20 protein-coding genes are annotated in these 24,871 nt (G+C 69.2%); 4 read left to right on the top strand and 16 right to left on the bottom strand.

The features are described from left to right. Window positions 1–104 precede the first annotated feature (104 nt). Window positions 105–2,429 carry a Tex family protein gene (locus ACO07H_RS17880; protein WP_422016597.1) on the bottom strand — a complete coding sequence of 775 codons (2,325 nt, stop codon included), beginning with the start codon at window positions 2,427–2,429 and terminating at the stop codon, window positions 105–107. A 70-nt stretch (window positions 2,430–2,499) separates the two neighbouring features. Then, complete coding sequence (locus tag ACO07H_RS17875; RefSeq protein WP_422016595.1) at window positions 2,500–3,285, bottom strand: substrate-binding periplasmic protein; 786 nt, start codon at window positions 3,283–3,285, stop codon at window positions 2,500–2,502. Between the two features lie 196 nt (window positions 3,286–3,481). Here ACO07H_RS17875 and ACO07H_RS17870 point away from each other — a divergent pair, with 196 nt between their 5' ends. Both ACO07H_RS17870 and ACO07H_RS17865 read left to right on the top strand, forming a co-directional pair. Beyond that, window positions 3,482–4,360: a hypothetical protein gene (locus ACO07H_RS17870; protein ID WP_422016593.1), complete on the top strand. Its 879-nt coding sequence runs from the start codon at window positions 3,482–3,484 to the stop codon at window positions 4,358–4,360. Next, window positions 4,357–5,532 carry a hypothetical protein gene (locus ACO07H_RS17865; protein ID WP_422016591.1) on the top strand — a complete coding sequence of 392 codons (1,176 nt, stop codon included), beginning with the start codon at window positions 4,357–4,359 and terminating at the stop codon, window positions 5,530–5,532. The genes ACO07H_RS17870 and ACO07H_RS17865 overlap by 4 nt, the downstream gene beginning before the upstream one ends. Window positions 5,533–5,565: 33 nt before the next feature. Here ACO07H_RS17865 and ACO07H_RS17860 read toward each other — a convergent pair whose 3' ends face one another. From ACO07H_RS17860 to ACO07H_RS17845, 4 genes are read right to left on the bottom strand one after another with little or no spacing between them, the layout of a single operon-like run. After that, window positions 5,566–6,822 (bottom strand): TIGR03862 family flavoprotein, encoded by a 1,257-nt coding sequence (locus ACO07H_RS17860; RefSeq protein WP_422016589.1) that lies wholly within the window; start codon window positions 6,820–6,822, stop codon window positions 5,566–5,568. Between the two features lie 19 nt (window positions 6,823–6,841). Then, the gene (locus ACO07H_RS17855) at window positions 6,842–7,732 is read right to left on the bottom strand and encodes an SDR family oxidoreductase (RefSeq protein ID WP_422016587.1); all 891 of its coding nucleotides are present in this window, start codon (window positions 7,730–7,732) and stop codon (window positions 6,842–6,844) included. Next, window positions 7,729–8,193 carry a GNAT family N-acetyltransferase gene (locus tag ACO07H_RS17850; RefSeq protein WP_422016585.1) on the bottom strand — a complete coding sequence of 155 codons (465 nt, stop codon included), beginning with the start codon at window positions 8,191–8,193 and terminating at the stop codon, window positions 7,729–7,731. The genes ACO07H_RS17855 and ACO07H_RS17850 overlap by 4 nt, the downstream gene beginning before the upstream one ends. Further along, window positions 8,193–9,212 carry an NADP-dependent oxidoreductase gene (locus ACO07H_RS17845; protein WP_422016583.1) on the bottom strand — a complete coding sequence of 340 codons (1,020 nt, stop codon included), beginning with the start codon at window positions 9,210–9,212 and terminating at the stop codon, window positions 8,193–8,195. The genes ACO07H_RS17850 and ACO07H_RS17845 overlap by 1 nt, the downstream gene beginning before the upstream one ends. Window positions 9,213–9,346: 134 nt before the next feature. On the opposite strand from ACO07H_RS17845, the gene ACO07H_RS17840 reads away from it, so the two are divergent. Then, window positions 9,347–10,915: a methyl-accepting chemotaxis protein gene (locus ACO07H_RS17840; RefSeq protein ID WP_422016581.1), complete on the top strand. Its 1,569-nt coding sequence runs from the start codon at window positions 9,347–9,349 to the stop codon at window positions 10,913–10,915. Here the strand turns inward: ACO07H_RS17840 and kdgR are convergent. The 10 genes from kdgR to kduI all read right to left on the bottom strand — a co-directional run bounded on the left by kdgR (window position 10,912) and on the right by kduI (window position 21,475). Then, entirely contained in the window at window positions 10,912–11,730 is an 819-nt protein-coding gene (gene kdgR, locus ACO07H_RS17835) for a DNA-binding transcriptional regulator KdgR (protein WP_422016579.1), read from the bottom strand. The genes ACO07H_RS17840 and kdgR overlap by 4 nt on opposite strands. A 47-nt stretch (window positions 11,731–11,777) precedes the next feature. Next, a complete protein-coding gene (locus ACO07H_RS17830) occupies window positions 11,778–13,055 on the bottom strand; it encodes a pectate lyase family protein (protein ID WP_422016577.1) in 1,278 nt (425 codons plus the stop codon). Beyond that, window positions 13,052–14,095 carry a pectinesterase family protein gene (locus ACO07H_RS17825; RefSeq protein ID WP_422016575.1) on the bottom strand — a complete coding sequence of 348 codons (1,044 nt, stop codon included), beginning with the start codon at window positions 14,093–14,095 and terminating at the stop codon, window positions 13,052–13,054. Before ACO07H_RS17825 ends, ACO07H_RS17830 begins: the two co-directional genes overlap by 4 nt. After that, a complete protein-coding gene (locus tag ACO07H_RS17820; RefSeq protein WP_422016573.1) occupies window positions 14,095–15,252 on the bottom strand; it encodes an oligogalacturonate lyase family protein in 1,158 nt (385 codons plus the stop codon). Before ACO07H_RS17820 ends, ACO07H_RS17825 begins: the two co-directional genes overlap by 1 nt. A gap of 301 nt (window positions 15,253–15,553) precedes the next feature. Next, on the bottom strand, window positions 15,554–16,924 hold the full coding sequence (locus tag ACO07H_RS17815; RefSeq protein ID WP_422016571.1) for an ABC transporter substrate-binding protein: 1,371 nt from the start codon (window positions 16,922–16,924) through the stop codon (window positions 15,554–15,556). Beyond that, window positions 16,921–18,027: an ABC transporter ATP-binding protein gene (locus ACO07H_RS17810; protein WP_422016569.1), complete on the bottom strand. Its 1,107-nt coding sequence runs from the start codon at window positions 18,025–18,027 to the stop codon at window positions 16,921–16,923. The genes ACO07H_RS17815 and ACO07H_RS17810 overlap by 4 nt, the downstream gene beginning before the upstream one ends. A gap of 5 nt (window positions 18,028–18,032) precedes the next feature. After that, window positions 18,033–18,905: a carbohydrate ABC transporter permease gene (locus ACO07H_RS17805; RefSeq protein ID WP_422016567.1), complete on the bottom strand. Its 873-nt coding sequence runs from the start codon at window positions 18,903–18,905 to the stop codon at window positions 18,033–18,035. Next, window positions 18,902–19,789 carry a carbohydrate ABC transporter permease gene (locus tag ACO07H_RS17800; RefSeq protein ID WP_422016565.1) on the bottom strand — a complete coding sequence of 296 codons (888 nt, stop codon included), beginning with the start codon at window positions 19,787–19,789 and terminating at the stop codon, window positions 18,902–18,904. The genes ACO07H_RS17805 and ACO07H_RS17800 overlap by 4 nt, the downstream gene beginning before the upstream one ends. A 72-nt stretch (window positions 19,790–19,861) precedes the next feature. After that, entirely contained in the window at window positions 19,862–20,623 is a 762-nt protein-coding gene (gene kduD, locus ACO07H_RS17795) for a 2-dehydro-3-deoxy-D-gluconate 5-dehydrogenase KduD (RefSeq protein ID WP_422016563.1), read from the bottom strand. 15 nt (window positions 20,624–20,638) lie between these two features. After that, on the bottom strand, window positions 20,639–21,475 hold the full coding sequence (gene kduI, locus ACO07H_RS17790; protein WP_422016561.1) for a 5-dehydro-4-deoxy-D-glucuronate isomerase: 837 nt from the start codon (window positions 21,473–21,475) through the stop codon (window positions 20,639–20,641). 435 nt (window positions 21,476–21,910) lie between these two features. On the opposite strand from kduI, the gene ACO07H_RS17785 reads away from it, so the two are divergent. Then, on the top strand, window positions 21,911–24,847 hold the full coding sequence (locus ACO07H_RS17785) for a TonB-dependent receptor (protein WP_422016559.1): 2,937 nt from the start codon (window positions 21,911–21,913) through the stop codon (window positions 24,845–24,847). Window positions 24,848–24,871: the final 24 nt, after the last annotated feature.

Raw genomic sequence — 24,871 nt, 5'->3', positions numbered from 1 at the left:
TTGCGACCAGTTGCCGATTCCGGGGCGTCAACCGACGGCCGGTGGTGCGGGGCGCGATCATGGCAGCGCCGCGTGACGGTGCCGAAGGTCAGTGCGGCGGTGGTTCAGCGTTTGGTCTGTAGCTTGGCGAAAGCCGCCGCGATGGCGCCGCCCGCGGTCGGCTGGGCGTCGCGCGAGCCGCCGCCTGGGCGCTCGTTGCGTGCCGCCGGGCGGAAGCTGTTGTCCTGCTTGGGACCGCGCGGCGTCTGGGCATCCAGCTTCATCGTCAGGGAGATGCGCTGGCGCGCCAGGTCCACCTCCAGCACCTTCACCTTGACGATGTCGCCGGTCTTCACGACCTCGCGGGCGTCGCTGACGAACTTGTGCGCGAGCTGGCTGACGTGGATCAGCCCGTCCTGGTGTACGCCCAGGTCCACGAAGGCGCCGAACTGCGCCACGTTGCTGACCGTGCCTTCCAGCAGCATGCCGGGCTGCAAGTCCTTCACGTCTTCCACGCCGTCGTTGAAGCGGGCGACTTTGAAGTCAGGCCTCGGGTCGCGGCCGGGCTTTTCCAGCTCGGCCAGCACGTCCTTCACCGTGATGAGGCCGAACTTGTCGTCGGCCAGCAGCTCGGGCTTCAAGGTGCGCAGCACCTCGCTGCGTCCGACAATCTCAGCGGCCGAGCGCTTCAGCAAGGCAAGCGCCTTCTCGACCAGCGGATAGGTCTCCGGGTGCACGCCGGACAGGTCCAGCGGGTTGTCGCCGCCGCGGATGCGCAGGAAGCCCGCAGCCTGCTCGAAGGTCTTGGGGCCCAGGCCCGCCACGTCCAGCAGCTGCTGGCGGTTGCTGAACGACCCGTGGGCGTCGCGCCAGCGCACGATGCTGCTCGCCACCGACGCCGACAGGCCCGACACGCGCGCCAGCAGCGCCTGCGAGGCCGTGTTCAGGTCCACGCCCACCTTGTTGACGCAGTCCTCGACGACGGCGTCCAGCGCGCGCGCCATCTCGCTCTGGTTCACGTCGTGCTGGTACTGGCCCACGCCGATGCTCTTGGGGTCGATCTTGACCAGCTCGGCCAGCGGGTCCTGCAGGCGGCGGGCAATGGACACGGCGCCGCGCAGCGACACGTCCAGGTCGGGCAGCTCCTTGGACGCGAACTCCGACGCCGAGTAGACCGACGCGCCCGCCTCGCTGACGACGACGCGCTCGATCTGCACGCTGGCGTCCAGCGCCTGCAGTCGCTTGATGAGTTCGCCGGCGAGCTTGTCGGTCTCGCGGCTGGCGGTGCCGTTGCCGATGGCGATCAGGTTGACGCCGTGCGTGGCGCACAGCTTGGCCAGCGTGTGCAGGCTGCCGTCCCAATCGCGGCGCGGCTCGTGCGGGTAGACGGTGGCCGTGTCCAGCACGCGGCCGGTGTCGGAGACGACGGCCACCTTCACGCCGGTGCGGATGCCCGGGTCCAGCCCCATGACGACGCGCTTGCCGGCGGGCGCGGCCAGCAGCAGGTCGCGCAGGTTCTCGGCGAAGACCTTGATGGCGGTGGCTTCGGCAGACTCCCGAAGACGCGCAAACAAATCTCGCTCCAGACTCAGCGAGAGCTTGACCTTCCACGTCCAGCCGACGGTCTTGCGGATCAGCGCATCGCCGGGGCGGTTGGCATGGCGCCAGCCGAGGTGGGAGGCGATGCGGCCCTCCGCCAGCGTCGGCTGGCCGGCCACCGGCTCTTCGTCCAGCACCAGCTTGGCGTCCAGCAGCTCCAGCGTGCGGCCGCGGAACACGGCCAGCGCGCGGTGCGAGGGCACGGTGCGGATGGGCTCGGCGTAGTCGAAGTAGTCGCGAAACTTGGCGTGGTCCGGCACGTCGGGGCTCTTGCCATCCATCAGCTTGCTCTGGAACAGCCCCTCGGCCCACAACCACTCGCGCAGCTTGCCCACCAGCACGGCATCCTCGGCCCAGCGCTCGGAGAGCAGGTCGCGCACGCCGTCCAGCACCGCGTGGGCGTCGGCAAAGCCAGCCTCGGCGTTGATGAAGCCGGCGGCTTCGTCGAGCGGCGTCAGCGCCGGGTCGGCGAAGAGCTTGTCCGCCAGCGGCTCCAGCCCGGCCTCGCGGGCGATCAGGCCCTTGGTGCGGCGCTTGACCTTGTACGGCAGGTAGAGGTCTTCCAGCTCCTGCTTGGTCGGCGCCGTGCGGATGGCGGCTTCCAGTTCGGGCGTCAGCTTGCCCTGCTCGGCGATGCTCTTGAGCACGGCCTCGCGGCGGCCGGCCAGCTCGCGCAGGTAGGCCAGGCGGGCGTCCAGCTCGCGCAACTGGATGTCGTCCAGGCCGTCGGTGGCCTCCTTGCGGTAGCGGGCGATGAAGGGCACGGTGGCCCCGCCGTCCAGCAGCTCGACGGCGGCTTGCACCTGGGCGGGCCGAACCTTCAGTTCGGCGGCAATCTGGGAAACGATCAACTGATCCAAAACGGGGCCCTCGGATGCGGCATTCGGCGCGGGACAAAGCCCGCGATTTTGCCAGCGGGCGTCAGCGGCCCGGCCCGGGCCCGCGCCAGCGCTCCTGGATGGCCTTGGCCACGCCGTTGGCGCTGATGAGCTTCATGCCTTCGTCGAAGGCGGCCAGCGCCGCTGGCGCGTCGGGATGCAGACGCGAGAACGTCGTGTAGATGCCGAAGAAGCTCAGCGCACCCACCACCTTGAACTGGCCGACCATCTCCGGGCGGCGCTGCAGCAGCAGGCGGGTGTTGGCCTCCGGCGCCAGCGTGTAGCGGGCCCGCCCGCGCAGCAGCAGCTGGAAGTTGTTCTCGTCGTGCCCGGTGACGACGCGCCGGATGCGCGGGTTGGCGTCGAACTCGCTGCCGTACTCGTAGCCGCGCGTGACGGCCACCTGCTGCCCCTCCAGGTCGCGAACCTGCAGCGGCGGGCCGGCCTGCGGGTCATCGGCGCGTGCATAGATCAGGAAGCGCTCGTTGAACATGGGCCGCGCGGGCCAGAGGTAGTCGTGCTCGATCAGCGCGGTACGCGTCGTGTTGAAGCAGGCGGCCAGCGCGCCGCCGCGGGTCTGCGCCATGCAGCGGGCATAGGGCAGCAGTTCCAGCTTCACCGCCACGCCCATGGCCGCGAAGGCGGCAGTGACGAGGTCCACCGTCATGCCCTGGGCGCGGCCTTCGCGCTCTCCGGAGTAGGGGTACCAGTCGTCCTCGGCGCCGATGACCACGCGCGTCAGTCGCGGTGGCGGCGGCACCGGCTGCGCCGCCGTGGTGGCCGCCGCCAGCGCGAGACCTTGCGACAGCAGGAAATGGCGCCGGTGCATGGCGGAGGTGGGCGGGCCGTTGAAGGGAATTTCAGTCTAGGGGCGGTCCGCGAGCCGCCACCCTGGCAAGGTTCCCGGGTTTCGTGATTTCTGCGGGTTACCGCGGGTTCGCCATGGCGGGGGGCGTTCCTAAAGTCGCCCGCGCAGTCCCGATGAAAACTTCAAGACGTCAATGGAGACAAAGATGGCACAAGGCATGTCACGCCGGTTCCTGATGGTGGTCGGTGCAGCGCTCGTGGTGGTGGCCGGGGCCTCCTTCGCGACCAACTATTCGCTGTGGATCAACGGCCGCACCGGTGGCGGTGTCGCCGGCAACTACGCCGACTTCACCTACTGGGGCCCCGCCGGCACGGCCGCCGGCGTCAACAAGAAGGCCGTCAACTGGGATGGCTACAGCCACATCTCCGACAAGAATTACCTCGTGCGCAACGCGCTGGACTGCTACTGCACCGGCACCAACTGGTGCTACGTGGCCACCCACAGCGCCGGCAACCTGATGATCGGCTACACGCTGTCCCTGTACGGCGGCACGGCCCGCTACAAGAAGAACGCCACGCCCGGCAGCGACGGCGCCTGCGCCAACAGCGACGGCACGACGCAGACCGGCTGGAACATCAAGTGGGTGGACGTGGCCGCAGGCGCCGCCGGCGGCAGCGAGCTGGCCAACGCGGGCGACTGGGCGCTCTCCGAGCCGCTGGTGGCCGACCTCAAGACCGGTACCGCGCGCGCCCTGTACGACCACAACAACACCCGCGCCAAGATGTTCTACATGTATGCGGGGGCCAAGGGCACGCTGTACTCGTTCGTGCTGCCTGGCCAGGACGACGAAGCCGTGGCCTACCACTCCAGCGGCGGCGTCTCCGGCTCGGGCGGCGGCAGCTACTGCAACCCCAGCGACTGGCTGTGCAACGACCTGACGCTGGGGACCGCGGCGAATGAAGGCGGCACGCCCAAGTGGAGCAACCACTCCGTCGTCTTCCGTGACGACGCCGAGGCCTACAACCACTACACCAACGGCAACTGGCAGGGCACGGTGGGCCTGGTGCGCCAGGACATGGTGAACAACGCCAAGTGAAGCCCTGGCCCTGGCTGGCCGGCACGGCGCTGGCCGGCCTGATCGCCTGGTGGGCCTGGCCGGCCCGTGCGCCGGCACCGGCCGACGCAGCCGCCGCAGCGCCGGCCGCGCACCTGGCATTGCCGCAGGCGCCGGCGGCAGCGGCATCCCGGCCGTCGGGCTCGCCGTTCACGGACGCCGCATTGCGTGAACGCCTGGGCCAGCGTGAGCAGTTGCTGCAGCGCCTGGAGCGCGCCCGCGTGACGCTGGACACCTACCGCGAGCAGACGCGCTACCCGCACGAGTCCCGTCCCATCGCCGAGCACCCGGACCAGGTGCGGCCCTTCGCGCCCATCCGCGAGCGGCTGCCGCTGCGCTTCCCCGGCACCCGGGCAGCCGTGCCCGGCGTGCGCATCGTGACCACGCAGGACCGCGTCTTCATGAGTGGCGACGAGATCGTGAAGGTCAGCGTCAGCGCGCAGGACGACGCCGGCCAGACCTTGCCGCTGCTGGTCACGCGTGCGGTCGCGTTCGACCTGCCGGACCCGCGCCAGGCCGCCGGCCGGCCGCAGCTGGCGCTGGACTTTGTGGGCAGCGAGGGCGTCTACAGCGCGCAGTTCCAGCCGTCGCGCACCGCGTTCGCGGACTTCGCCGGCACCGTGCGGCTGCAGGTGACGCTGAGCCAGGACGGGCGCCAGGGCGTCGTCAACTTCGACGTCGTCTACCAGCCGGGTGTGCCGGCCGAGTGGGGCGCCATCAGCGACCGCGTGGCTGACGGCTCGCTGGACTTCGTCGTCGGCCTGACCGTGCGGCAGCCCGGCCGCTACGTCGTCAGTGCCCGCGTGGACGACGCCCGGGGCGAGCCGTTCGCGCTCGTGACCTTCAACGACGAGCTGGGCAGCGGCGCGCAGGTGGCGCGGCTGTGCGTGTTCGGCAAGCTGCTGCGCGACGCCGCGCCCGCGATGCCGCTGCGCTTGCGCGACCTGCAGGGTTTCCTGCTGCTGCCGGACGCCTTCCCCGACCGCGCGATGCTGGCGCCCCGCGAGGGCGTGGTCCACCGCAGCGGCAACTACGCGATCAAGAATTTCTCTGATGCCGAATGGCGCAGCGAGGAGCGCGACCGCTACCTGGCCGAGCTCGGCAAGGACGTCGCCCAGCTCGAAGCGCAGCTCGGCCCGCCCCCCGGGCGCTGAGTGCAGCGGCGGCTCGCCACAGCCGCTGCGGCCTCAGGTGGCCAGGCCATCCAGCCACCGGGTCATGCCGGCGGCGGCCACGCGGCCGCTGGCGAAGCTGGCCGTCAGCAGATAGCCCCCGGTGGGCGCCTCCCAGTCCAGCATCTCGCCAGCGACGAACACGCCGGGCAGCGCGGTGAGCATCAGGCCGTCGGTCAGCGCCTCGAAGCGCACGCCGCCGGCCGTGCTGATGGCCTCGGCCACGGGGCGGGCCGCGTGCAGCGTCAGCGGCAGCGCCTTCAGCGCGGCGGCGAGCTGCGCCGCGTCGAGCATCTGTTCGCGCGTCAGCAGCTCGTGCAGCAGGCCCAGCTTCAGTGGGCCGAGGTTCAGCCGGCTCTTCAGGTGCGACGACAGCGAGCGGCTGCCGCGCGGGTGCTTCACGTCGGCCAGCACGCGCTCGGGCGTCAGTTGCGGCAGCAGATCCAGCGTCAGCGTGGCGCGGCCGTCGCGGGCGATCTGCTCGCGCAGCGCGGCGCTGGCGGCATAGACCAGCGAGCCTTCGATGCCGCTGGCCGTGATGACGAACTCGCCCGGGCGGCTCGTGAAGCCTTCGGTGGCCAGAGCCACCGGCTTGACCGGCTGGCCGGCGAACTCGGCGGCAAAGCGTTCGCTCCAGCCGGGGCCGGCCGGATGCGCAGCCGTGGCGCCGATGTCGAAGCCGCAGTTGGCCGGCTGCAGCGGCGCGATGTCCACGCCATGCGGCGCCAGCAGTTGCACCCAGGCGCCGTCCGAGCCGAGCTGCGGCCAGGACGCACCGCCCAGCGCGAGCAGCGTGGCGCGCGGCGTCGCGAGGCGTTCGCCGTCGGGTGTGGCAAAGCGCAGCGCGCCGTCTTCGTGCCAGCCCGTCCAGCGGTGGCGCATCGCGAACTTCACGCCCGCGGCGCGCAGCCGGTGCAGCCAGGCACGCAGCAGCGGCGCGGCCTTCAGGTCGGTGGGGAACACGCGGCCCGAGGTGCCGACGAACGTCTGCACGCCCAGCGCGGCGGCCCAGGCGCGCAGCGCGTCGGCATCGAAGCCGCGCAGCAGCGGTTCGATCAGCGCGGCGCGCGCGCCGAAGCGGCCCAGGAAGGGTTGGAACGGCTCGGAATGCGTGAGGTTCAGCCCGCCCTTGCCGGCGAGCAGGAACTTGCGGCCCACGCTGGGCTTGGCGTCGTAGACGGTGACGGCGTGGCCGGCGGCGGCCAGCACCTCGGCGGCCATCAGGCCGGCGGGGCCGCCGCCGATGACGGCGATGGAATCGGGGGAACTCATCCCCCGATTGTCCCGCGGGTCAGTCCGCGCGCAGCCTGGCCTTCAGCGCGTCGCCGATGTCCGGCCGGGATGCATACGGGTCGGTCGGGTTGCGCAGCAGCATGGCGTCTTCCATGCGCGTCTGCACACCGGCCAGCGCCTTGGGATGGCTGAAGATCCAGAACTTGTCGTGGTCGATGGCGTCGAACACCATGGCGGCCACGTCGGCCGCGGTCAGCTTGCCGGACGACACCGCCTTGTCGGTCTGGGCCTGCGAGACGATCTGGCTGGTGGTGGGCTTGCTGCCGGGCAGGTCGCCGGGGCGGTTGCGGTGGCTCTGGCTGATGCCGGTGGGCACGTAGAAGGGGCACAGCACCGAGGCGTGGACCTGTTCGGTGACCAGGCGCAAGTCGTGGTGCAGCGTCTCGGTCAGCGCCACCACGGCGGCCTTGCTGACGTTGTAGACGCCGGACACCGGCGGCACCAGCAGCCCGGCCATCGACGCCGTGTTGACGATGTGGCCCGAGTACGCGGGGTCGGCCTTGGCGGCGGCCAGCATCATGGGCGTGAACAGGCGCACGCCGTGCACGACGCCCATCACGTTGACGCCCATGACCCACTCCCAGTCGCTCAGCGCGTTCTCCCAGATCAGGCCACCCGAGCCGACGCCGGCGTTGTTGAAGACGAAGTGCGGCGCGCCGAAGCGCTGCTGCACCGCGTCGGCCAGGGCTTCCATCTGATCGGCCTTGGCGACGTCGACGACGCGCGACAGCACCTCGACGCCGGTGAATTCGGCGGCAGCCTTTTCCAGTGCATCGGCCTGCACGTCCACGAGGACGAGGTTCATGCCGCGTTTCGCGGCGATGCGCGCGGCCTCCAGGCCGAAGCCGGAGCCGGCGCCGGTGATGACGGCGGTTTGTGCTTTGCTCATTGGGGGGTCTCCTTGCGCATCTCGATGTGGGGGATGCCGTCTTCGTCGTAGGGCTGGGACACGGTGACGTAGCCATGCCCTTGGTAGAAGCGTTCCAGCCGCGCCTGCGCATGCAGCGTGACCGGCAGGCCGGGCCACAGGCGCTCGCACTGCAGGCCCGCCTCGCGCATCAGCGCCTGGCCGGCGCCGGTGCCGCGTGCGGCGGGCGATGTGACGACGCGGCCGATGACGACCTCGGGCGCCTTCACCCCCGGTGGCAGCAGCCGCGCATACGCCACGAGCCGGCTCGCGTCGTCATGGCCCAGCAGGTGCAGGCCCTTGGGGTCGATGCCGTCGATGTCGAGGAAGAGGCACTGCTGCTCGACGACGAAGACCTCCGAGCGCAGCGCCAGCGCGTCGTGGAGCTGCTGCACCTGCAGGTCCGCGAACGGGACGCAAGTCCAGCTCAGGGACGCCGGCATCAGAGGAGCTTGACGAGCTGCTTGCCGAAGTTCTTGCCCTTGAGCAGGCCCATGAAGGCTTCGGGCGCGGCAGCGATGCCGTCGGCGACGGACTCGCGGTACTTGAGCTTGCCGGTGGCGACCAGGCCGCCCAGTTCCTTCAGTGCCTCGGGCCAGACGTCCATGTGTTCCGACACGATGAAGCCCTCGACCTTCATGCGGTTGACCAGGATGAGCTGCGGCGCGGCCATCGGGATGGGCTGGCCGTCGTAGCCGGAGATCATGCCGCACATGGCGACGCGGCTGAAGGCGTTGGCGCGCAGCAGCACGGCGTCCAGGATCATGCCGCCCACGTTCTCGAAATAGCCGTCGATGCCGTTCGGGCACTCGGCCTTGAGCGCGGCCGATAGCGAGCGCACGTCGGCGTGCTGCTTGTAGTCGATGCAGGCGTCGAAGCCCAGTTCCTCGACGACATAGCGGCACTTGTCCGCACCGCCGGCCAGGCCCACCGCGCGGGCGCCGCGCGCCTTGGCGAGCTGGCCCACGACCGAGCCCACCGCGCCGCTGGCGGCGCTGACGACGACCGTCTCGCCGGCCTTGGGGTTGATGATCTTCACGAGGCCGTACCAGGCCGTCACGCCGGGCATGCCGACGGGGCCGAGGTAGGCGGACAGGGGGATGTGCGTCGTGTCGACCTTCTGCAGCACGCCGCGCTGGGTGGCGTCGACGGTCTGGAACTCCTGCCAGCCGCCCATGCCGACGACTTTGTCGCCGACCTTGAAGTTGGCGTTGCGCGACTCGACCACCTCGCCGACGGTGCCGCCGATCATGACCTCGTCCAGCGCCTGCGACGCCGCGTAGCTCTTGCTGTCGTTCATGCGGCCGCGCATGTACGGGTCCAGGCTCAGGAAGTGGTTGCGCACGCGCACCTGGCCATCCGCCAGCGGCGCGAGTGACGTTTCCACGAGACGGAAGTTGTCGGCGCTGACCTCGCCCTTGGGGCGGGACGCGAGCAGGATTTGGCGGTTGGTTTGGCTCATGGGCGTGGCGATGTTGAAAGTTGGCTGAGATTGAAGCACTCTGCCGGATTCTTGCGCGTCCCAGGTGCGACAGCGCTGTTCCCTGCCGGAAGTCCTTCGCCGAAGGGCGCCGGCTCCCTCCCGGAAGGACCTCCATGCGTTTCGCCGATCAATCCCTTCGCACGAAGCTGCTGGGCGGTTTCGCCGTCGTGCTGCTGATCGCCGTCCTCGTGGTGCTGTTCTCGATCTTCCAGCTCGGGCGCATCAACCAGGCCTCGACGGACATCTCGACCCGCTACCTGCCCGCCGTGCTGCTGACGAGCGAGATCAACACCAACACGGCCGACTTCCGCAATGCGCAGTTCGAGCACGTGGTCACCGACGTGCCGGCCCGCATGGACGGGTTCGAGAAGGAGATGGCCGCCGTCCAGGCGCGAATGGACGATCACCGCAAGCGCTATGCAGCGCTGATCAGCGGCGACGAGGAGCGCCGGCTGTGGGACCGCTTCGAGGCGGCATGGGCCAGCTATCTGGCGGCGCAGCCCGAATTGCTGAAGTTGTCGCGCGCCCAACAGGTGACCGAGGCCCAGGCGCTGCTCGACGGCGAGGCCGGCAAGCGGTTCCAGGCGGCCAGCGATGCGCTGGAGGCGCTCATCACGCTCAACCGTGCGCGGGCCGACCAGGCCAACACCGATGCCGACGTGCTGTATGCCAACGCCCGGCTGCTGCTGGTGCTGGCGCTGCTGGCCATGGTGGCCGCGGGGGGCGCCATCGGCTGGCTGCTCAGCGGCCGCATCGCCGGCGACGTGGGCCGGGCGCAGCGCGCGGTGGAGTCGATTGCCGACGGTGATCTGACCACCGACATCCGCGCGACGGGCACGGACGAGACCGGCCGCATGCTGACGGCGCTGGCCGCCATGCAGTCACGCCTGGCCGCCATCGTCTCCGGCGTGCGCAGCAACGCCGAGAGCGTGGCGACCGCCAGCGGCCAGATCGCCCAGGGCAACAGCGACCTCAGCCAGCGCACCGAGGAGCAGGCCAGCGCGCTGCAGCAGACCGCGGCGACCATGGACGAGCTGAGCTCCACCGTGCGCAACAACGCCGACAACGCCCAGCAGGCCAACCAACTGGCGCTGGGCGCTTCCACCGTGGCTGTGGAAGGCGGCGCGGTCGTCGGCGAGGTTGTCGAGACCATGCGCGGCATCAACGAGAGCTCGCGCAAGATCGCCGACATCATCGGCACCATCGACGGCATCGCCTTCCAGACCAACATCCTGGCGCTGAACGCGGCCGTCGAAGCAGCGCGGGCGGGCGAGCAGGGCCGCGGCTTCGCGGTCGTCGCGGGCGAGGTGCGCACGCTGGCCCAGCGCAGCGCCGAGGCGGCCAAGGAGATCAAGTCGCTGATCGGCACGAGCGTGGAGCGGGTGGCGCTGGGCACGGCCCAGGTGGACAAGGCCGGTGCGACGATGACCGAGATCGTCAACGCCATCCGCCGCGTCAGCGACATCGTCGCCGAGATCAGCTCGGCCAGCAGCGAGCAGGCGGCCGGCGTGGGGCAGGTGGGCGACGCCATCACGCAGATGGACAAGGTCACGCAGCAGAACGCCGCGCTGGTGGAAGAGGGCGCCGCGGCCGCGATGAGCCTGCGCGATCAGGCGGCGGCGCTGGTCAAGTCGGTGGCCGGATTCAAGCTCGGCACCGCAGACCGGCCGGCTCGCCGCTAGGCCGAGACGACGGCCGGGACCGTGATCGGGTAGTGGGTGCAGCCCAGCTTCTCGGAGATGTCGCGGCTGGCGTTCTGCAGCATCCTGACGACGTCCGGCGCCTTCTCCACGTCGAAGCGGAAGGTCGGGAACGACACGCTCATGCCGGCGATGGGCTGGCCCAGCCGGTCGAAGATGGGCACGCCCAGGCAGCGGATGTGGTCGTCGAACTCCTCGCGGTCCTCGCCGAAGCCTTGCGCCTTGACGGTGGCCAGCTCGGCCAGGAAGGCGGGGCGCTCGGTGATGGTCTTGTCGCGAAAGCGCGTGAACACGGCGCCGTCCAGGATGCGGTCACGGCGCTCGGGGTGTTCCCAGGCCATCAGCACCTTGCCGATGGCGGTGCAGTGCAGCGGCGCGCGGCGGCCGATGCGCGAGTACATGCCCAGCATGTGGCGCGAGTCCACCTTGTGCACGTAGATGATCTCGCTGTCGATCAGCGTGCCCAGGTGGACCGTCTCGCCGGTGGCGTCGGCCAGCATCTGCATGTGGTGCTTGGACAGATCCACCAGCTCGGGCGACGTGACCGCCTTGGCGCCCAGCTCGAACATGCGCATCGCCAGGCCGTAGCGTTCGCTGTCGGCCTCCTGGCGCACATAGCCCAGGCTCTTCATCGTCTGCAGAAAACGGTAGACGGTGGCCTTGGGCATGGCCAGGCGCACGGACAGGTCGGTGATGCCGATGTCGGCGCGTTCGCCCAGCGCGTTCAGGATGGCGAACACCTTCAGCACCGCGGCAACCGATTCCGGTTGCTTCGAATCCGCAATGTCGTCGTCCATCGTTTCGATTCTTTCGGGTGCGTGTTTCAGGAATGCCTGATTCTGACTCAGCCTTGGCGGGGGCCGACGCTTGACCGGACGTCTCCGGCCACGCTTTGGGGATGCGCCGGGCGCAGCGCGGCCGCGTCGTAGGACGGGTCGGGCCGCCAGCCGACGTCGGCCGACAGCGGCTCGCCGGGGTGCGCGGCGTTCCAGGCGGCGAGCAGGTCCGCCGGCTGGCCGTTCAGCAGGCTGCCGCGGTCGAAGAAGGCGTCGCCCTTGAGCCGGCGGATCAGCCGGTCGGCGGTGATGCCGGGCGGCAGCTCCCAGCTGTTGAACTCGCTGTACAGCTTCGAGCGGATGCCCACACCCAGCGAGTAGCCGAAGTCCTCGGCGCGGTCGGCGCTGAACAGGTTGGCCACCACATGCACCTGGCCGAAGCGCACGCGCGGTGTGCGTTCCTTGCAACCGTGGAAGTGGTTGTGGTGCAGCGTCACGCGCAGCCGGCCTTCGTCGGTCGTCTTGCCGTCGCCGCTGCCGATCAGCATGGTCTTGTCGTGGGCCTGGAAGCGGCACCAGGACACGGTGACGAGGTCGCTCTGGTTGGTGATGTCCAGCAGCCCGTCGTGGTGCTGAACGCGCTGGCCCAGGCGCACGGGCTCCAGATGGTCCGGGCGCTGGCCGTCGTCGAAATGGCAGTGGTCGATCCACACGCGTTCGGCGCCGCGCAGCGACACGTTGTCGTACTCGGAGTTCCACTCGCCATGGCCGTTGTCGCGCGGCTGCCAATCGGGGAAGAAGTCGTAGGCGTCCGAGAAGCGCAGGTCGCGGATGACGATGTTGCTGACCCGGTCCAGGAACACCATGCCGCGCTCGAAGCCGGCGCCGGGCGCGGCGCCGATCAGCGTCGTGTTGGACGGCAGGCGCACGGTGACCGCCTCGGCCTGGCGCTTCTCCGAGCGCTTGCGGGCGTCCTCCAGCGGGCCGCGCGGGTCGTCGCGGCCCCAGGTGGCGGGGTCGTAGGCGCGGTCGAAGGCGTCGAAGTCGAAATGCCGGTCGCGGAAGGCCTCGATGCCGCCGGGGCAGAGGTCGATGAAGCGATGCACGCGGATGATCTTGGGCGCATCGCCCGCGCGCAGCGCGGCGTCCAGGCCGGCGCGGTCGTGCACGTCGAAGATGTGCTCGGGCCGGGCACCGGCGCCGCCCGTGGTGGGGCCGACGCCGGCCCAGCCGAGCGGCCGGTCGGCGGGTGGCAGCGTCACGATGGGCTGCGTGGCGCAGCCGGTGGCGAACCACAGCGGCGTGGTGCCGGCGAGGGCGAGCAGGTGGCGGCGGGTGGGGGTCATGGACGGATGTTGTCGAGTTCTGCCAGCCGGTTGACGGCGGCGTCGAAGGGGCGGCGCGAGGTGCTCGCCGCCCAGGGGCCGATGTGGGCGCCCAGCTCGCTGTGCTGCACCAGCGCCTGGCCGTTGGGGCTGCGGCCGGCAGCCCAGGTGCCCGGCTTGACGCCGGCATCCCAGGCGCGCCCCAGCGCCACGCTGGCGGGCGCCAGGCCGGGCTCCGCGACGAAGCGGCTGTGTGTGACGAGGAAGCCGTGTGCCACATCGGGCGCCGTGCTGGGCGCGAGAGCGATGCCGCCCTGGCCCGGCGTGCGGCGGCCGGCGCGGCTCAGGAGGGTGCTGTGGTCAATGACGAGCGTGGCGTTGCCGAAGATGAAGTCCACGTCACCGGCGATGAGGCTGTGGCGTACCAGCACGCGGGCGGCCGATGCCTTGTCCGGACGGCGGACGTAAAGCGTGTCCTGGTGGCCCAGCAGGCGCACGCCGTCGAGCTGGATTCGGTCCCCGGCCAGCGTCAGCGCCACGGCCTGCGCGCCGCCGCTCTCGCCCGCGCCGGGCGGGTAGCCGTCGCCGCCGCGCACGCGGTCCATGGCGTCGTTGGCGATGGTGAGGTGCAGCAGCTGCACGTCGTCGCTGTGGATGGCGACCGTGGTGCTGCCGGCGGTGCCGTAGGTGGCGGCTGCGCTGTCCGGTTCGCAGGGCGCGGCGCCCTGGCGCGGCATGGCGTTGTAGCGGCCGTCCACGAGCACCACGGCCGCTGCATCCAGCGGCGAGCCGACGAGCGCCAGCGGCGCCTTGTCGCGGATGCACAGCGGGCCGCGGTAGTGGCCGGGCTGGATCTGCACGACCCAGCGCTTCGTGCCCGAACCGCGCGCCGGCAGCGCGTCGATGGCGGCCTGCAGCGAGTCGCCCGGGCGCACCACCACATCGGGCGCTGCGACGGCGAGGTCGGCCAGCGGCGCGGGCCGCCAGTCGCCCAGGTAGGCCGACAGGTCGGCGGCCTGCGCGGCGCTCGCCAGCATCAGCAGGCAGCCCCAGACGCGCATCAGACGTCGGCCAGGTACAGCGCCGGCTCGCCCTCGGCGTCGCAGCTGTAGAGCACCTGGGTCTCGTCCGGCGTGAAGCTGGGGTGCGGGTGCGTGACCTGGCGGCTGTCCTTGTAGACGCCCCAGCTGCTGTCGTGGCGGGCAATCCTTCGCGTGGTGCCTGCCTTCAGGTCGAACAGGTGCAGGTAGGGGTCGCCGGTCAGCATCTCGTTGCTGGCGCTGCTGTCGCCGGTGGCGGGGCCGCAGCCGTCGCCCACCAGCAGCGTGCCGGTGTGGTTGCTCATCAGGTGCGAGCAGGGCGGCATGGTCGTCAGCACGCGGTTGTCCAGCGTGACGGGGTCGAGCGTGCAGATCCAGCGCTCCGGCGAGTCGTGGCGGTAGCTGACGTAGATCATCGCGCTGCCGTCCGGCACCCAGAACTCGTGCGTGCAGCTCTCGCCGGCCTCGTGCGCCTTGCCGCAGCGGCGGTTCGTGCCGTCCTCGTTGATGAACCACATGCGCGCATCGATGAGGTCGTGCGGGCCTTCGTGGCAGTAGGCGACGGTGTTGTCGTCGAAGGGCCGGTACTGCGGGTGGCCCAGCCAGCCGCGCTGCTCCAGGATGACGGTCCGTTGGCCCGTGGCCAGGTCCACGCTGAACAGGCGGCACAGCGGCTTCCTGTGGAACATGTCGTTGAACTTCTGCCAGGTGTTCAGCGGGAACCAGTCCTCGGCGGCGATCTCGATGCCGACCATCTTGGTGCAGGCGCTGTTGCTGACCCAGGTACCGTAGCCCACCCAGCCGTCAGGCACGACGTAGGCGACCTCTTCCTTCAGCGTGGCCAGCTCCAGGCGGATGAGCTGGCGCTCGCCGCGCACGAAGTAGACGAAGCGGTCGTCCGGGCTCATGAACGCGCCGAAGGTGTTCTCGCGCGCGCCGTCGGTCAGCTGGATGGCCGTCTGCGAGGGCAGGTCCAGCAGGTGCAGGTTCCAGTTCGGGCTGGGCTGGGGGCCGAACTCGCCGCCGAACATCAGCTGGGTGCCGTCGTTCGTGAAGCACTTCTGATAGAAGTAGTTGCGGTGGCAGGTGTTGCTCAGCGGCGTGAGCCGCGTGACGCGCGCGCCGGTGTCGCGGTCCTCGCGGGTGACGAATTCAAACTGGCGTTCGGTGGATTTCATGGTGATCTGAGCGTGCTGAAGACGGCTTGCTAACGCGAATGTTGGATGGCGCCGGGCTGCGGCTGGGCGCAATTGCTTCGTGTCCCCCGGGCCGCTGCGCGGCCCTCCTCCTTTACCTGCGCAATTGCGCCCAGCCACATCCCGGCGTGGGCGGCAGGGCTTGTCGCGGAAAGGGATGGCAGCGCAGCGCGGGAGTACGGGGAGGCCAGATGCGCAGGTAAAGGAGGAGGCCGCGAAGCGGCCGGGGGACACGAAGCATCTGGCCTCCCCGTGCTCCCGCGCCCATCCTCAAGCAGCGCATTCATTGAATCCTCTGCAGCAACGCATTGCCCTCGTCGACAAGTCGGCGCGCGGCGTCGGCATCGGTGGTCTTGCCGTAGGCGATGGTCTCGAAGACCTCGCGCATGAACTTCTGGAAGCGGGCGTGCTCGAACAGCGGCGCCGGGCGCTTGAGCCGGCCGGCGTCGCGCTGGGCCTGGATCTGTGCGTGCGCCGCCAGCTCCAGCGGCGGCAGGCCGCCTTGCGCCTGCAGCACCGCGAGCGAGCTCTTGGCGCTGGGCAGGCCGCGGGTGCGGCCCAGGATGCGGGCGGCCTCGGGGTCGGTCAGCAGGAAGTTCATCAGTCGCGCGGCCAGCTCGGGCTGCCTGCAGTTGCGGCCGATGGTGTACATGACCGTGGGCCGACCGAACAGGCCGCTGTCCTGCGCGGTGGGCAGCGTCGGGAACGTGCCGAGCGTCAGCTTCTCGCCCGGCTGCAGCGTGGAGCTGCGCAGCGCGATGGTCGAGTCCCAGGTGTAGTTGCCTGCCCAGCGGCCGGCCACCCAGTCGGGTTGCTGCTCGGTGGGCTTCTCGGCGCCGCCCAGGGACGCCCGCAGCGGCAGCGGCGTGGCAACGTGCGTGTCGACGAGGCGGCGGTAGGTGCGCACCCAGTCGTGCGCCGCGCCGACGCTCATCGCCACGCGCGGCCTGGCCGGGTCCACGAAGGGCGTGCCGTGCAGCTGCTGGATGTAGCTCTGCGACAGCAGGATCATGTCGTACAGCTCGCCGTCCAGCGGGAAGGCGCTGTCGCCCAGCCGCGCGCGGAACGCGGCGCCGGTGGCGAAGAGGTCGTCCCAGGTCTGCGGTAGCGGCACGGCGGCGCGCTGGAAGGCAGTCTGGTTCCACAGCAGCACGCGGGCGCTGAACGAAGAGGGCAGAGCGTTGAGCTTGCCGGCGGCGCGGCCGTAGGCGAGGTCGTCCTCGGTGAACTGGTCCAGCGACAGGTGCTTGGCGACGGTGCTCAGGTCGGTGAAGCCGTTGCCGCGCTTGCTGAACATGGCCATCCACGCCCAGTTGATCTGCATGACGTCGGGCTCGGAGCGGCCGGCGATCTGCGTGGTCAGGCGCTCCAGGTAGCCGGCGAAGCCCATGTACTCGGCCTTGACCTTCACGCCGTGGCGCTGCTCGAAGACCTTGAGCGCGGCCAGCGTCGCCTGGTGGCGGCCGGCGCCACCCCACCAGGCGAAGCGCAGCACGGGCCGCTCCTGCGCGTGGACGAACGGCGCGGCCAGCGCGGCGCCACCGGCGAGGACGGTGCGGCGGGTGATGCCGCCGGCGAGCGTTTGGCCGTCGCAAGCCATCGGCGCGCTCCCCTGGGGGGCCGCGCACGGCGCGGGCGTGTGGGCCTTGCTCATGCCAGCAGGCTCCGCCCGGCGTCGTCGGCCGCGAACAGATGGGCGTGGCTCATCTGCAGGTGCAAGGTCAGCGCCGCGCCTCGCGGCAGCGTGGTCAGCGACATGCCGTCCTCGGCGGGCACGCGCGCGCTGAGGGCCACGCCGCCGACGTCGAAGTAGGTGAAGACTTCGGCGCCCATGTTCTCGCAGAACTTCAGCGCGCCTTGCACGGCGACGCTGCCGGGTTTGGCCGCGAGGCCGATGTGCTCCGGGCGCAGCCCGAACTGCACGGCGCCATTGGCCGTGGCGTTGAAGCGACCGGCCGGCAGGGCCAGGCGCATGCCGCCGAGTTCGACGGCGCCGTCATTCAGCGTCGCGCTGACGATGTTCATCTCGGGCGAGCCGATGAAGCTGGCGACGAAGGCGTTGGCCGGGCGGTCGTACAGCGCGGTGGGCGTGTCCACCTGCTGGATGACGCCGGCCTTGAGCACGCAGATGCGCTCGCCCATGGTCATCGCCTCGGTCTGGTCGTGCGTGACGTAGATGGTGGTGGCGGGCTGGCCGGCGTCGCGCAAGGACCGGTGCAGCTCGGTCAGGCGCACGCGCATCGCGGCGCGCAGCTTGGCATCGAGGTTGGACAGCGGCTCGTCGAACAGGAACACCTCGGGCTTCTTGACGATGGCGCGCCCCACGGCCACGCGCTGCGCCTGGCCGCCGCTGAGCTGCTTGGGGTAGCGCGTCAGCAGGTGTTCCATCTCCAGCAGCGTGGCGGCGTGGCGCACGCGCTGGTCCAGCTCGGCCTTGGGTGTCTTGGCCAGCTTCAGGCCGAAGGCCAGGTTGTCGTACACCGTCATGTGCGGGTACAGCGCGTAGTTCTGGAACACCATCGCGATGCCGCGCGCCTTGGGCGGCAGGTCGTTGACGGTGCGCCCGCCGATGTTCAGCTCGCCGCCGCTGATGGACTCCAGCCCCGCCACCATGCGCAGCAGCGTGGACTTCGCACAGCCCGAGGGCCCCACGAACACCATGAACTCGCCGTCACGCACGTCGAGGTCGACGCCGTGCACGGCCTTGAAACCATTCGGGTAGGTCTTCTCGACCTTGCGCAGGGAAACCGCAGCCATGGGAATCAGCCTTTGACGCCACTGGAGGTGGCGCCTTCGATGAAGTGTTTCTGTGCGGCGAAGAACACCGCGACGGACGGGATCAGCGCGACGACCGAGATCGCGATGACGTTGGCCCACTCGACCTCCTCGGTCGCGCCGATGCTCATCTTGAGCGCCAGGCTGACCGGGTATTTCTCGACCGACGAGAGGTAGATCAGCGGGCCCATGAAGTCGTTCATCGTCCAGATGAACTGGAACACGACGACGCTGATGATGGCGGGCTTGAGCAGCGGCACGATGATGTGCCAGAGCAGCTGCAGCGCGTTGCAGCCGTCGATCAGCGCGGCCTCTTCCATGTCGCGCGGGATGCCGCGCAGGAACTGCACCAGCATGAAGACGAAGAAGGTGTCGGTCGCGAACGCCGACGGCACGATCAGCGGCAGGTAGCTGTCCAGCCAGCCCAGCTCGCGGAACACCAGGTACTGCGGCAGGCGCAGCACGATCAGCGGCAGCATCATCGTGCCCACCATGATGCTGAACAGGATCTTCTTGCCCCAGAACTCGAAGCGCGCGAAGGCGTAGGCCACCAGCACGCAGGAGATCACCGTGACGATGATGCGCGGGATGGTGATGAGGAAGCTGTTCAGGAAGTAGGTCGCGAACGTGTACTCGGTGCTGGTCTTCCAGCCCTTTTCGTAGGCGTCCAGCGAGAACCGGGACGGCCAGAAGCCGGCCGACGTGAAGATCTCGCTGTTGCTCTTGAAGGACGCGCCCACCAGCCACAGCAGCGGGTACAGCATGACGATGGCGGTGGCGCCCAGCAGCAGGTAGCGCAGCCAGGGCGTGCGGCCGTCACTGCCGACCGCCGGTTCTTGAATCTCAACGGCGGCGCTCACTTCTTGCTCTCTTTCTCACCGGCGTAGAACACCCAGTATTTGCTGGTCCAGAACGAGATCGCCGCCAGCCCGCCGACGAGGGCGAACAGCACCCAGCTCAGCGCCGCGCCGTAGCCCAGGTTGAAGAAACGGAAGCTCTGGTCGTAGATGTACAGCGCCAGCACGTAGGTGGAATGCAGGGGGCCGCCCTCGGTGATGAGGTAGGGACCGTTGAACTCCTGGAAGGCATGCACCATCTGCATGATCAGGTTGAAGAAGATGACCGGCGTGATCAGCGGCACGGTGATCTTCCAGAACTGCTGGTTGACGCTGGCGCCGTCGATCTCGGCGGCCTCGTACAGCGACTTCGGCACGTTCTGCAGCGCGGCCAGGAAGATGACGCAGGCCGAGCCGAACTGCCAGGTGAACAGCAGCACGATGGTCCACATCGAGTAGTGCTCGTCGGCCAGCCAGGGGATGGGCTCGAAGCCCAGCTTGCCCAGGATGATGTTGACCAGGCCGTACTTGGCGAACACGAAGCGCCACAGCACCGCGACGGCGATGGAGCCGCCCAGGATGGACGGGATGTAGAACGCCGCACGGAAGGCGTTGATGCCTTTGAGGCGGAAATTCAGCACCTGGGCCACGACGAGGGCGAAGCCCACGCGCAGCGGCACGGCCAGCAGCGCGAAGGTGAGCGTGACGCCCAGCGATTTGCGGAACAGTGGGTCGCCGCTCAGCATCTCCTCGTAGTTGCGCAGGCCCACCCACTCCGGCGGGTCGATCAGGTCGTACTGCGTGAAGCTGAGCGCGAAGCTCATCACGAACGGGAAGGCCTTGAACAGCAGCACGCCCAGCACGAACGGCAGCACGAACAGGAAGCCCAGTTTTTTGTTCTCGTACATCGCCCCGGTGTCTCCTCGGTGGCTTTCTATTCAACGGGCCCGCATTGTTGCGGCCTCGTACTGCGGGAGCGATCAGCGGGCCAGCCAGCCGCCGTCCACGGCGATGGTGTAGCCGTTGACGTAGTCGGACGCCTTGGAGGCCAGGAACACGACGGGGCCGGCCAGGTCCTCGGGCTTGCCCCAGCGTGCTGCGGGAATGCGTTCGAGGATGGCGCTGTTGCGCTGCTCGTCGGCACGCAGCGCGGCGGTGTTGTTGGTCGCCATGTAGCCGGGGGCGATGGCATTGACGTTGATGCCCTGCGACGCCCACTCGTTGGCCATCAGCCGCGTGATGCCCATGACGCCGCTCTTGCTGGCCGTGTACGACGGCACGCGCACGCCGCCCTGGAAGCTCAGCATCGACGCGATGTTGATGATCTTGCCGCCGCTGCCCTGGGCCAGGAAGACCTTGGCCACGGCCTGCGACAGGAAGAACACCGATTTCAGGTTCAGGTCCATCACGTCGTCCCAGTCGGCCTCGGAGAACTTGATCGCGTCCTCGCGGCGGATGATGCCGGCATTGTTGACCAGGATGTGCACCTCGCCGTTCAGCGCCTTGGCCTGGGCCACCAGGTCGGCGATGCCGCTGACCTCGGCCAGGTTGGCGCGCAGGTCCAGGAACTTGCGGCCCAGCTTCTCGACGGCGACACGGGTCTCGTCGGGCTCGGAGACGTTGACGCCGACGATGTCGGCCCCGGCCTCGGCCAGCGCCAGGGCCATGCCCTGGCCCAGGCCCGTGTTGCAGCCGGTGACGATGGCCGTCTTGCCGGCCAGTTGGAAGTGTTCAAGCACCATGTTGTCTTGTCTCGTTTAGCGCAGGGTGGTCATGGGCACGTGGTCCATGTCTTTGAAGATCTGGTTCTCGCCGACCATGCCCCAGATGAAGGTGTAGGCCTGCGTGCCCACACCGCTGTGGATGGACCAGCTCGGGCTGATGACGGCCTGTTCGTTGCGCACGACCAGGTGGCGGGTCTCGGTGGGTTCGCCCAGCATGTGGAAGACGACCGCCTGCTCGCTCATGTCGAAATAGAAGTACACCTCCATGCGCCGCTCGTGCGTGTGGCAGGGCATGGTGTTCCACAGCGAGCCGGGCTCCAGCTGCGTCAGGCCCATCAGCAGCTGGCAGGTGGGCAGCACGTCGGGCACGAGGTATTTGTAGATCGTGCGGCGGTTGCTGGTCTCGGTGCTGCCCAGCGTCTCGGGCGACGCCTGGGCCTGCGTGACCTTGCGAGTCGGGTAGGGCGTGTGCGCCGGCGCGCTGTTGAAGTACAGCTTGGCCGGCTGCTGCGCGTCCACGCTCTCGAACGTGATCTCGCGTGCGCCCTGACCCACATACAGCGCCTCGCGCGGGCCGACGTCGTGCACCTGCGTGTCCACCGTCACGCGCGCGGCGCCGCCGATGTTGATCAGGCCCAGCTCGCGGCGCTGCAGGAAGAACTCGGTGCCGGTGTGCCGACCCAGTTCGGGGGCGAAGGTCACGGCCTTGGTCACCGGCTGGATGCCGCCGACGATGATGCGGTCGATCTGGCTGTAGGTCAGCGTCGCCGCGTCGGGCTGGAACAGCGACTCGACGAGGAAGTGCCGGCGCAGGCCCGCCGTGTCGAGGCTGCGGGCGTGGTCGCTGTGGAGGGGCTGGCGGATGTCCATGGGGTGCTGACTGGCGGTGCCGGATCAGTTGAAACGCGATTTCACTTTTCCGGTGGTCGGACTTTAGGGCGTCGCAAAGAGCTGCGGAATCATGGTTTCTAATTAGTGAACCGGTGTTCCGATTTTTTGCGCTTCCGCCTATGATCGTTCGCAAGACAGCCCGAGAAGCCTTCTGAGACAAGCCATGAGCGCCCATTTCCACAACGACGACAGCGGCAAGACACGCGTCCCGGGCGGCCTGCTGGCAGACCAGTTTTCCCCTCGCCGCGGCGACGACCTGTAGCCGCTGCGAACCGCCGGCGCCCGCACTGCAGCGGAGCCGGCGTGAAGATCGACGGGTGCCCTGCGTGCGCCCGGGTGAGCCAAGACCCATCCAAGAACCCGAGAGCAGCCCGCGCTAGCGCCCAGGGCGGCTCCGCACCAGGAGACATCGACATGCCCGCATTCCCTTCGTCCCACCGCCTCGCGCTGAGCCCGGTGGCCCTGGCCGTCACGCTGCTCGCCGCGCCCGCCTGGGCGCAGCAGGCGCCGGCCGACGCGTCCAAGAACCAGCTCGAGACCGTCACCGTGACTGGCATCCGCGCGTCGCTTGAAAGCGCGCTGAACGCCAAGCGCCAGGACAAGGGCATCGTCGACGTCATCAAGTCCGAGGACATCGCCAAGTTCCCCGACACCAACCTGGCCGAGTCGCTGCAGCGCGTGCCCGGCGTCGTCATCGACCGCGACGCGGGCGAAGGCCGCAACATCACCGTGCGCGGCCTGGGCGCCGATTTCACGCGGGTGCGAATCAACGGCATCGAGGCGCTGGCCACCACCGGCGGCACCGACAGCTCCGGCGGCGCCAACCGCAGCCGCGGCTTCGACTTCAACGTGTTCGCGTCCGAACTGTTCAACAGCCTGACGGTGCGCAAGAGCAACCAGGCCGACATCGACGAAGGCTCGCTGGGCGCCACCGTGGACCTGCAGGCCGCGCGGCCGTTCGACCTGAAGGGCTTCGTCGCCACCGCGTCGCTGAAGGGCCGCTACAACGACCTGATCGGCAAGACCGACCCGCGCGCCGCGTTCCTCGTCTCCAACACCTTCGCCGACAAGACCTTCGGCGTGCTGGTGTCGGGCGCGCTGTCCAAGCGCCGCCTGTACGAGGAAGGCTTCTCGACCGTGCGCTGGGACAACGGCGCGTCCTCCGGCGGCTGGTGCGCGCCGACCGGCGTGACGGCCAACCCGAGCAACTCCACGGCCACCACCTGCGGCCCGGCTGCACAGGGCGTGCCGCGCCTGACCGGCACCACCGACACCATCGCGGCCTACAACACCGCCAGCAGCGCCGCCAACTTCCATCCGCGCCTGCCGCGCTACGGCCGCCTCACGCACGACCAGGATCGCGTGGGCCTGACCGGCTCGGTGCAGTGGCGCCCGGCCGACACCACGCTGGTCAGCCTGGACATGCTGTACTCCAAGCTCAAGGCGACGCGCCAGGAAGACTTCCTGGAAGCCATCTCCTTCAGCCGCACCGCCGCGCAGGGCGGCAAGCCGCAGACCAGCGTGGTCGAGGCGCAGTACGACGCCAACGGCGCGCTGACCTACGGCAAATTCAACGGCGTGGACGTGCGCGCCGAGTCGCGCTATGACGAGCTGTCCACCACCTTCACGCAGCCGACGCTGACGGTGGAGCACGAGTTCAGCGACACCTTCCGTGCGCAGGTCAAGCTGGGCCGCGCGGACTCCAAGTTCCGCAACCCGGTGCAGACGACGACGACGCTGGACGCGCTGAACGTCAACGGCTACACGCTCGACTTCCGCGGCAACGACCGCCTGCCGGTCATCAGCTACCCGTTCGATGTGACCGCCGCCAACGGCGCGATGCAGATCGTCGGCGTGCCTGTCGTGGCCACCGGCACGCAGCCGGCCACCGTCACCAACACGACGACCAGCGAGATCCGCATCCGTCCGCAGGGGGCCAACAACCGCAACGACGTCGCCCAGCTCGACCTGACCTGGGAGCCCATGAACGACGTGCTCATCAAGGGCGGCGTGCAGCACAAGCGCTACAAGTTCGACACCTATGAGTTCCGCCGCGTCAACCAGAACGACACCATCTTCGCGCCGGCCGCGGCGGTCGCTGGCGGCCTGACGACGACGCTGAGCGGCTTCGGCAAGGGCTTGTCGCTGCCCGCCGGCGTGCCGACGGCCTGGGTCATCCCCAACCTGTCGGCCATCGTGGCGGCCTACGACATCTACTGCAACTGCATCAAGAGCGGCCCGGCCGGCGGCCCCGGCGACTTCACGCTGACTTCCACCACCAACGGCAACGCCCGCGGCAACAACCGCGCCGTGCAGGAAACCGACCAGGGCGGCTACCTGATGGCCGAGTTCACCCGTCGCCCGTTCGGCATCAAGGTGGACGGCAACGTCGGCGTGCGCTACGTGACGACCGAGCAGATCGCCACCGGCTACCAGTCCACGGGCGGCGGCACCGAGGTCACGACCGTCAACAAGTACAACGACACGCTGCCGGCCATCAACCTGGCCGCCACCGTGGCGCCCGACGTCATCCTGCGGTTCGCCGCGGCCAAGGCCATGGCCCGCCCGCAGCTCGGCAACCTGAACCCCGGCGGCTCGATCTCCACCACGGGCACGCTGAGCATCACGGCAGGCAACCCCTACCTGAAGCCGTTCCGCGCCAAGACCTTCGACTTCAGCGCCGAGTGGTACCACGACCGCAACGGCTTCATCGGCATCGGCCTGTTCCAGAAGAACATCGACACCTACATCCAGAGCCTGCGCACCAACATCGCCTTCAAGGACTCGGGCCTGCCGCTGTCGCTGCTGCCGTCCAACTTCACGGGCGACGAGGTCTTCCAGTACACGACGCCGATCAACACGCCCGGGGGCAAGCTCAAGGGCTTCGAGATCAACTTCCAGCAGCCCTTCAACTTCCTGCCGGGCTGGGGCAAGAACTTCGGCGTGCTGTTGAACTACACCAAGGTGCAATCCAAGATCACCTACCTGGTCTCGCCCACCAGCAACAGCGTCATCGTCGACGACCTGGTCAACATGTCGCCCACGTCCGCCAACGGCACGCTGTACTACGACGACGGCACGTTCAGCGCCCGCGTGTCGGTGTCCAAGCGCTCGTCGTTCCTGACCCGCGTGCCGGGCCAGAACAACAACGACGTGGAAGGCAAGAACGGCACCAAGAACGTGGACCTGTCGCTGAGCTACAAGCTCACGAACAACCTGGACCTGACGCTGGAAGGCGTGAACCTGACGAACGAGGTCAATGACCAGTTCATCAGCCGCCAGCGCAACAGCCCGGTCGTCTACCACGTGACCGGCCGCGAGTACCTGATCGGTGCGCGCTACAAGTTCTAAGCCAGCGATGGCCTAGCGACACCA

This window comes from Roseateles sp. (genome assembly GCF_965229315.1).
GTDB lineage: Bacteria > Pseudomonadota > Gammaproteobacteria > Burkholderiales > Burkholderiaceae_C > Pelomonas.
This window is presented reverse-complemented; position numbering and strand designations above follow the sequence as displayed.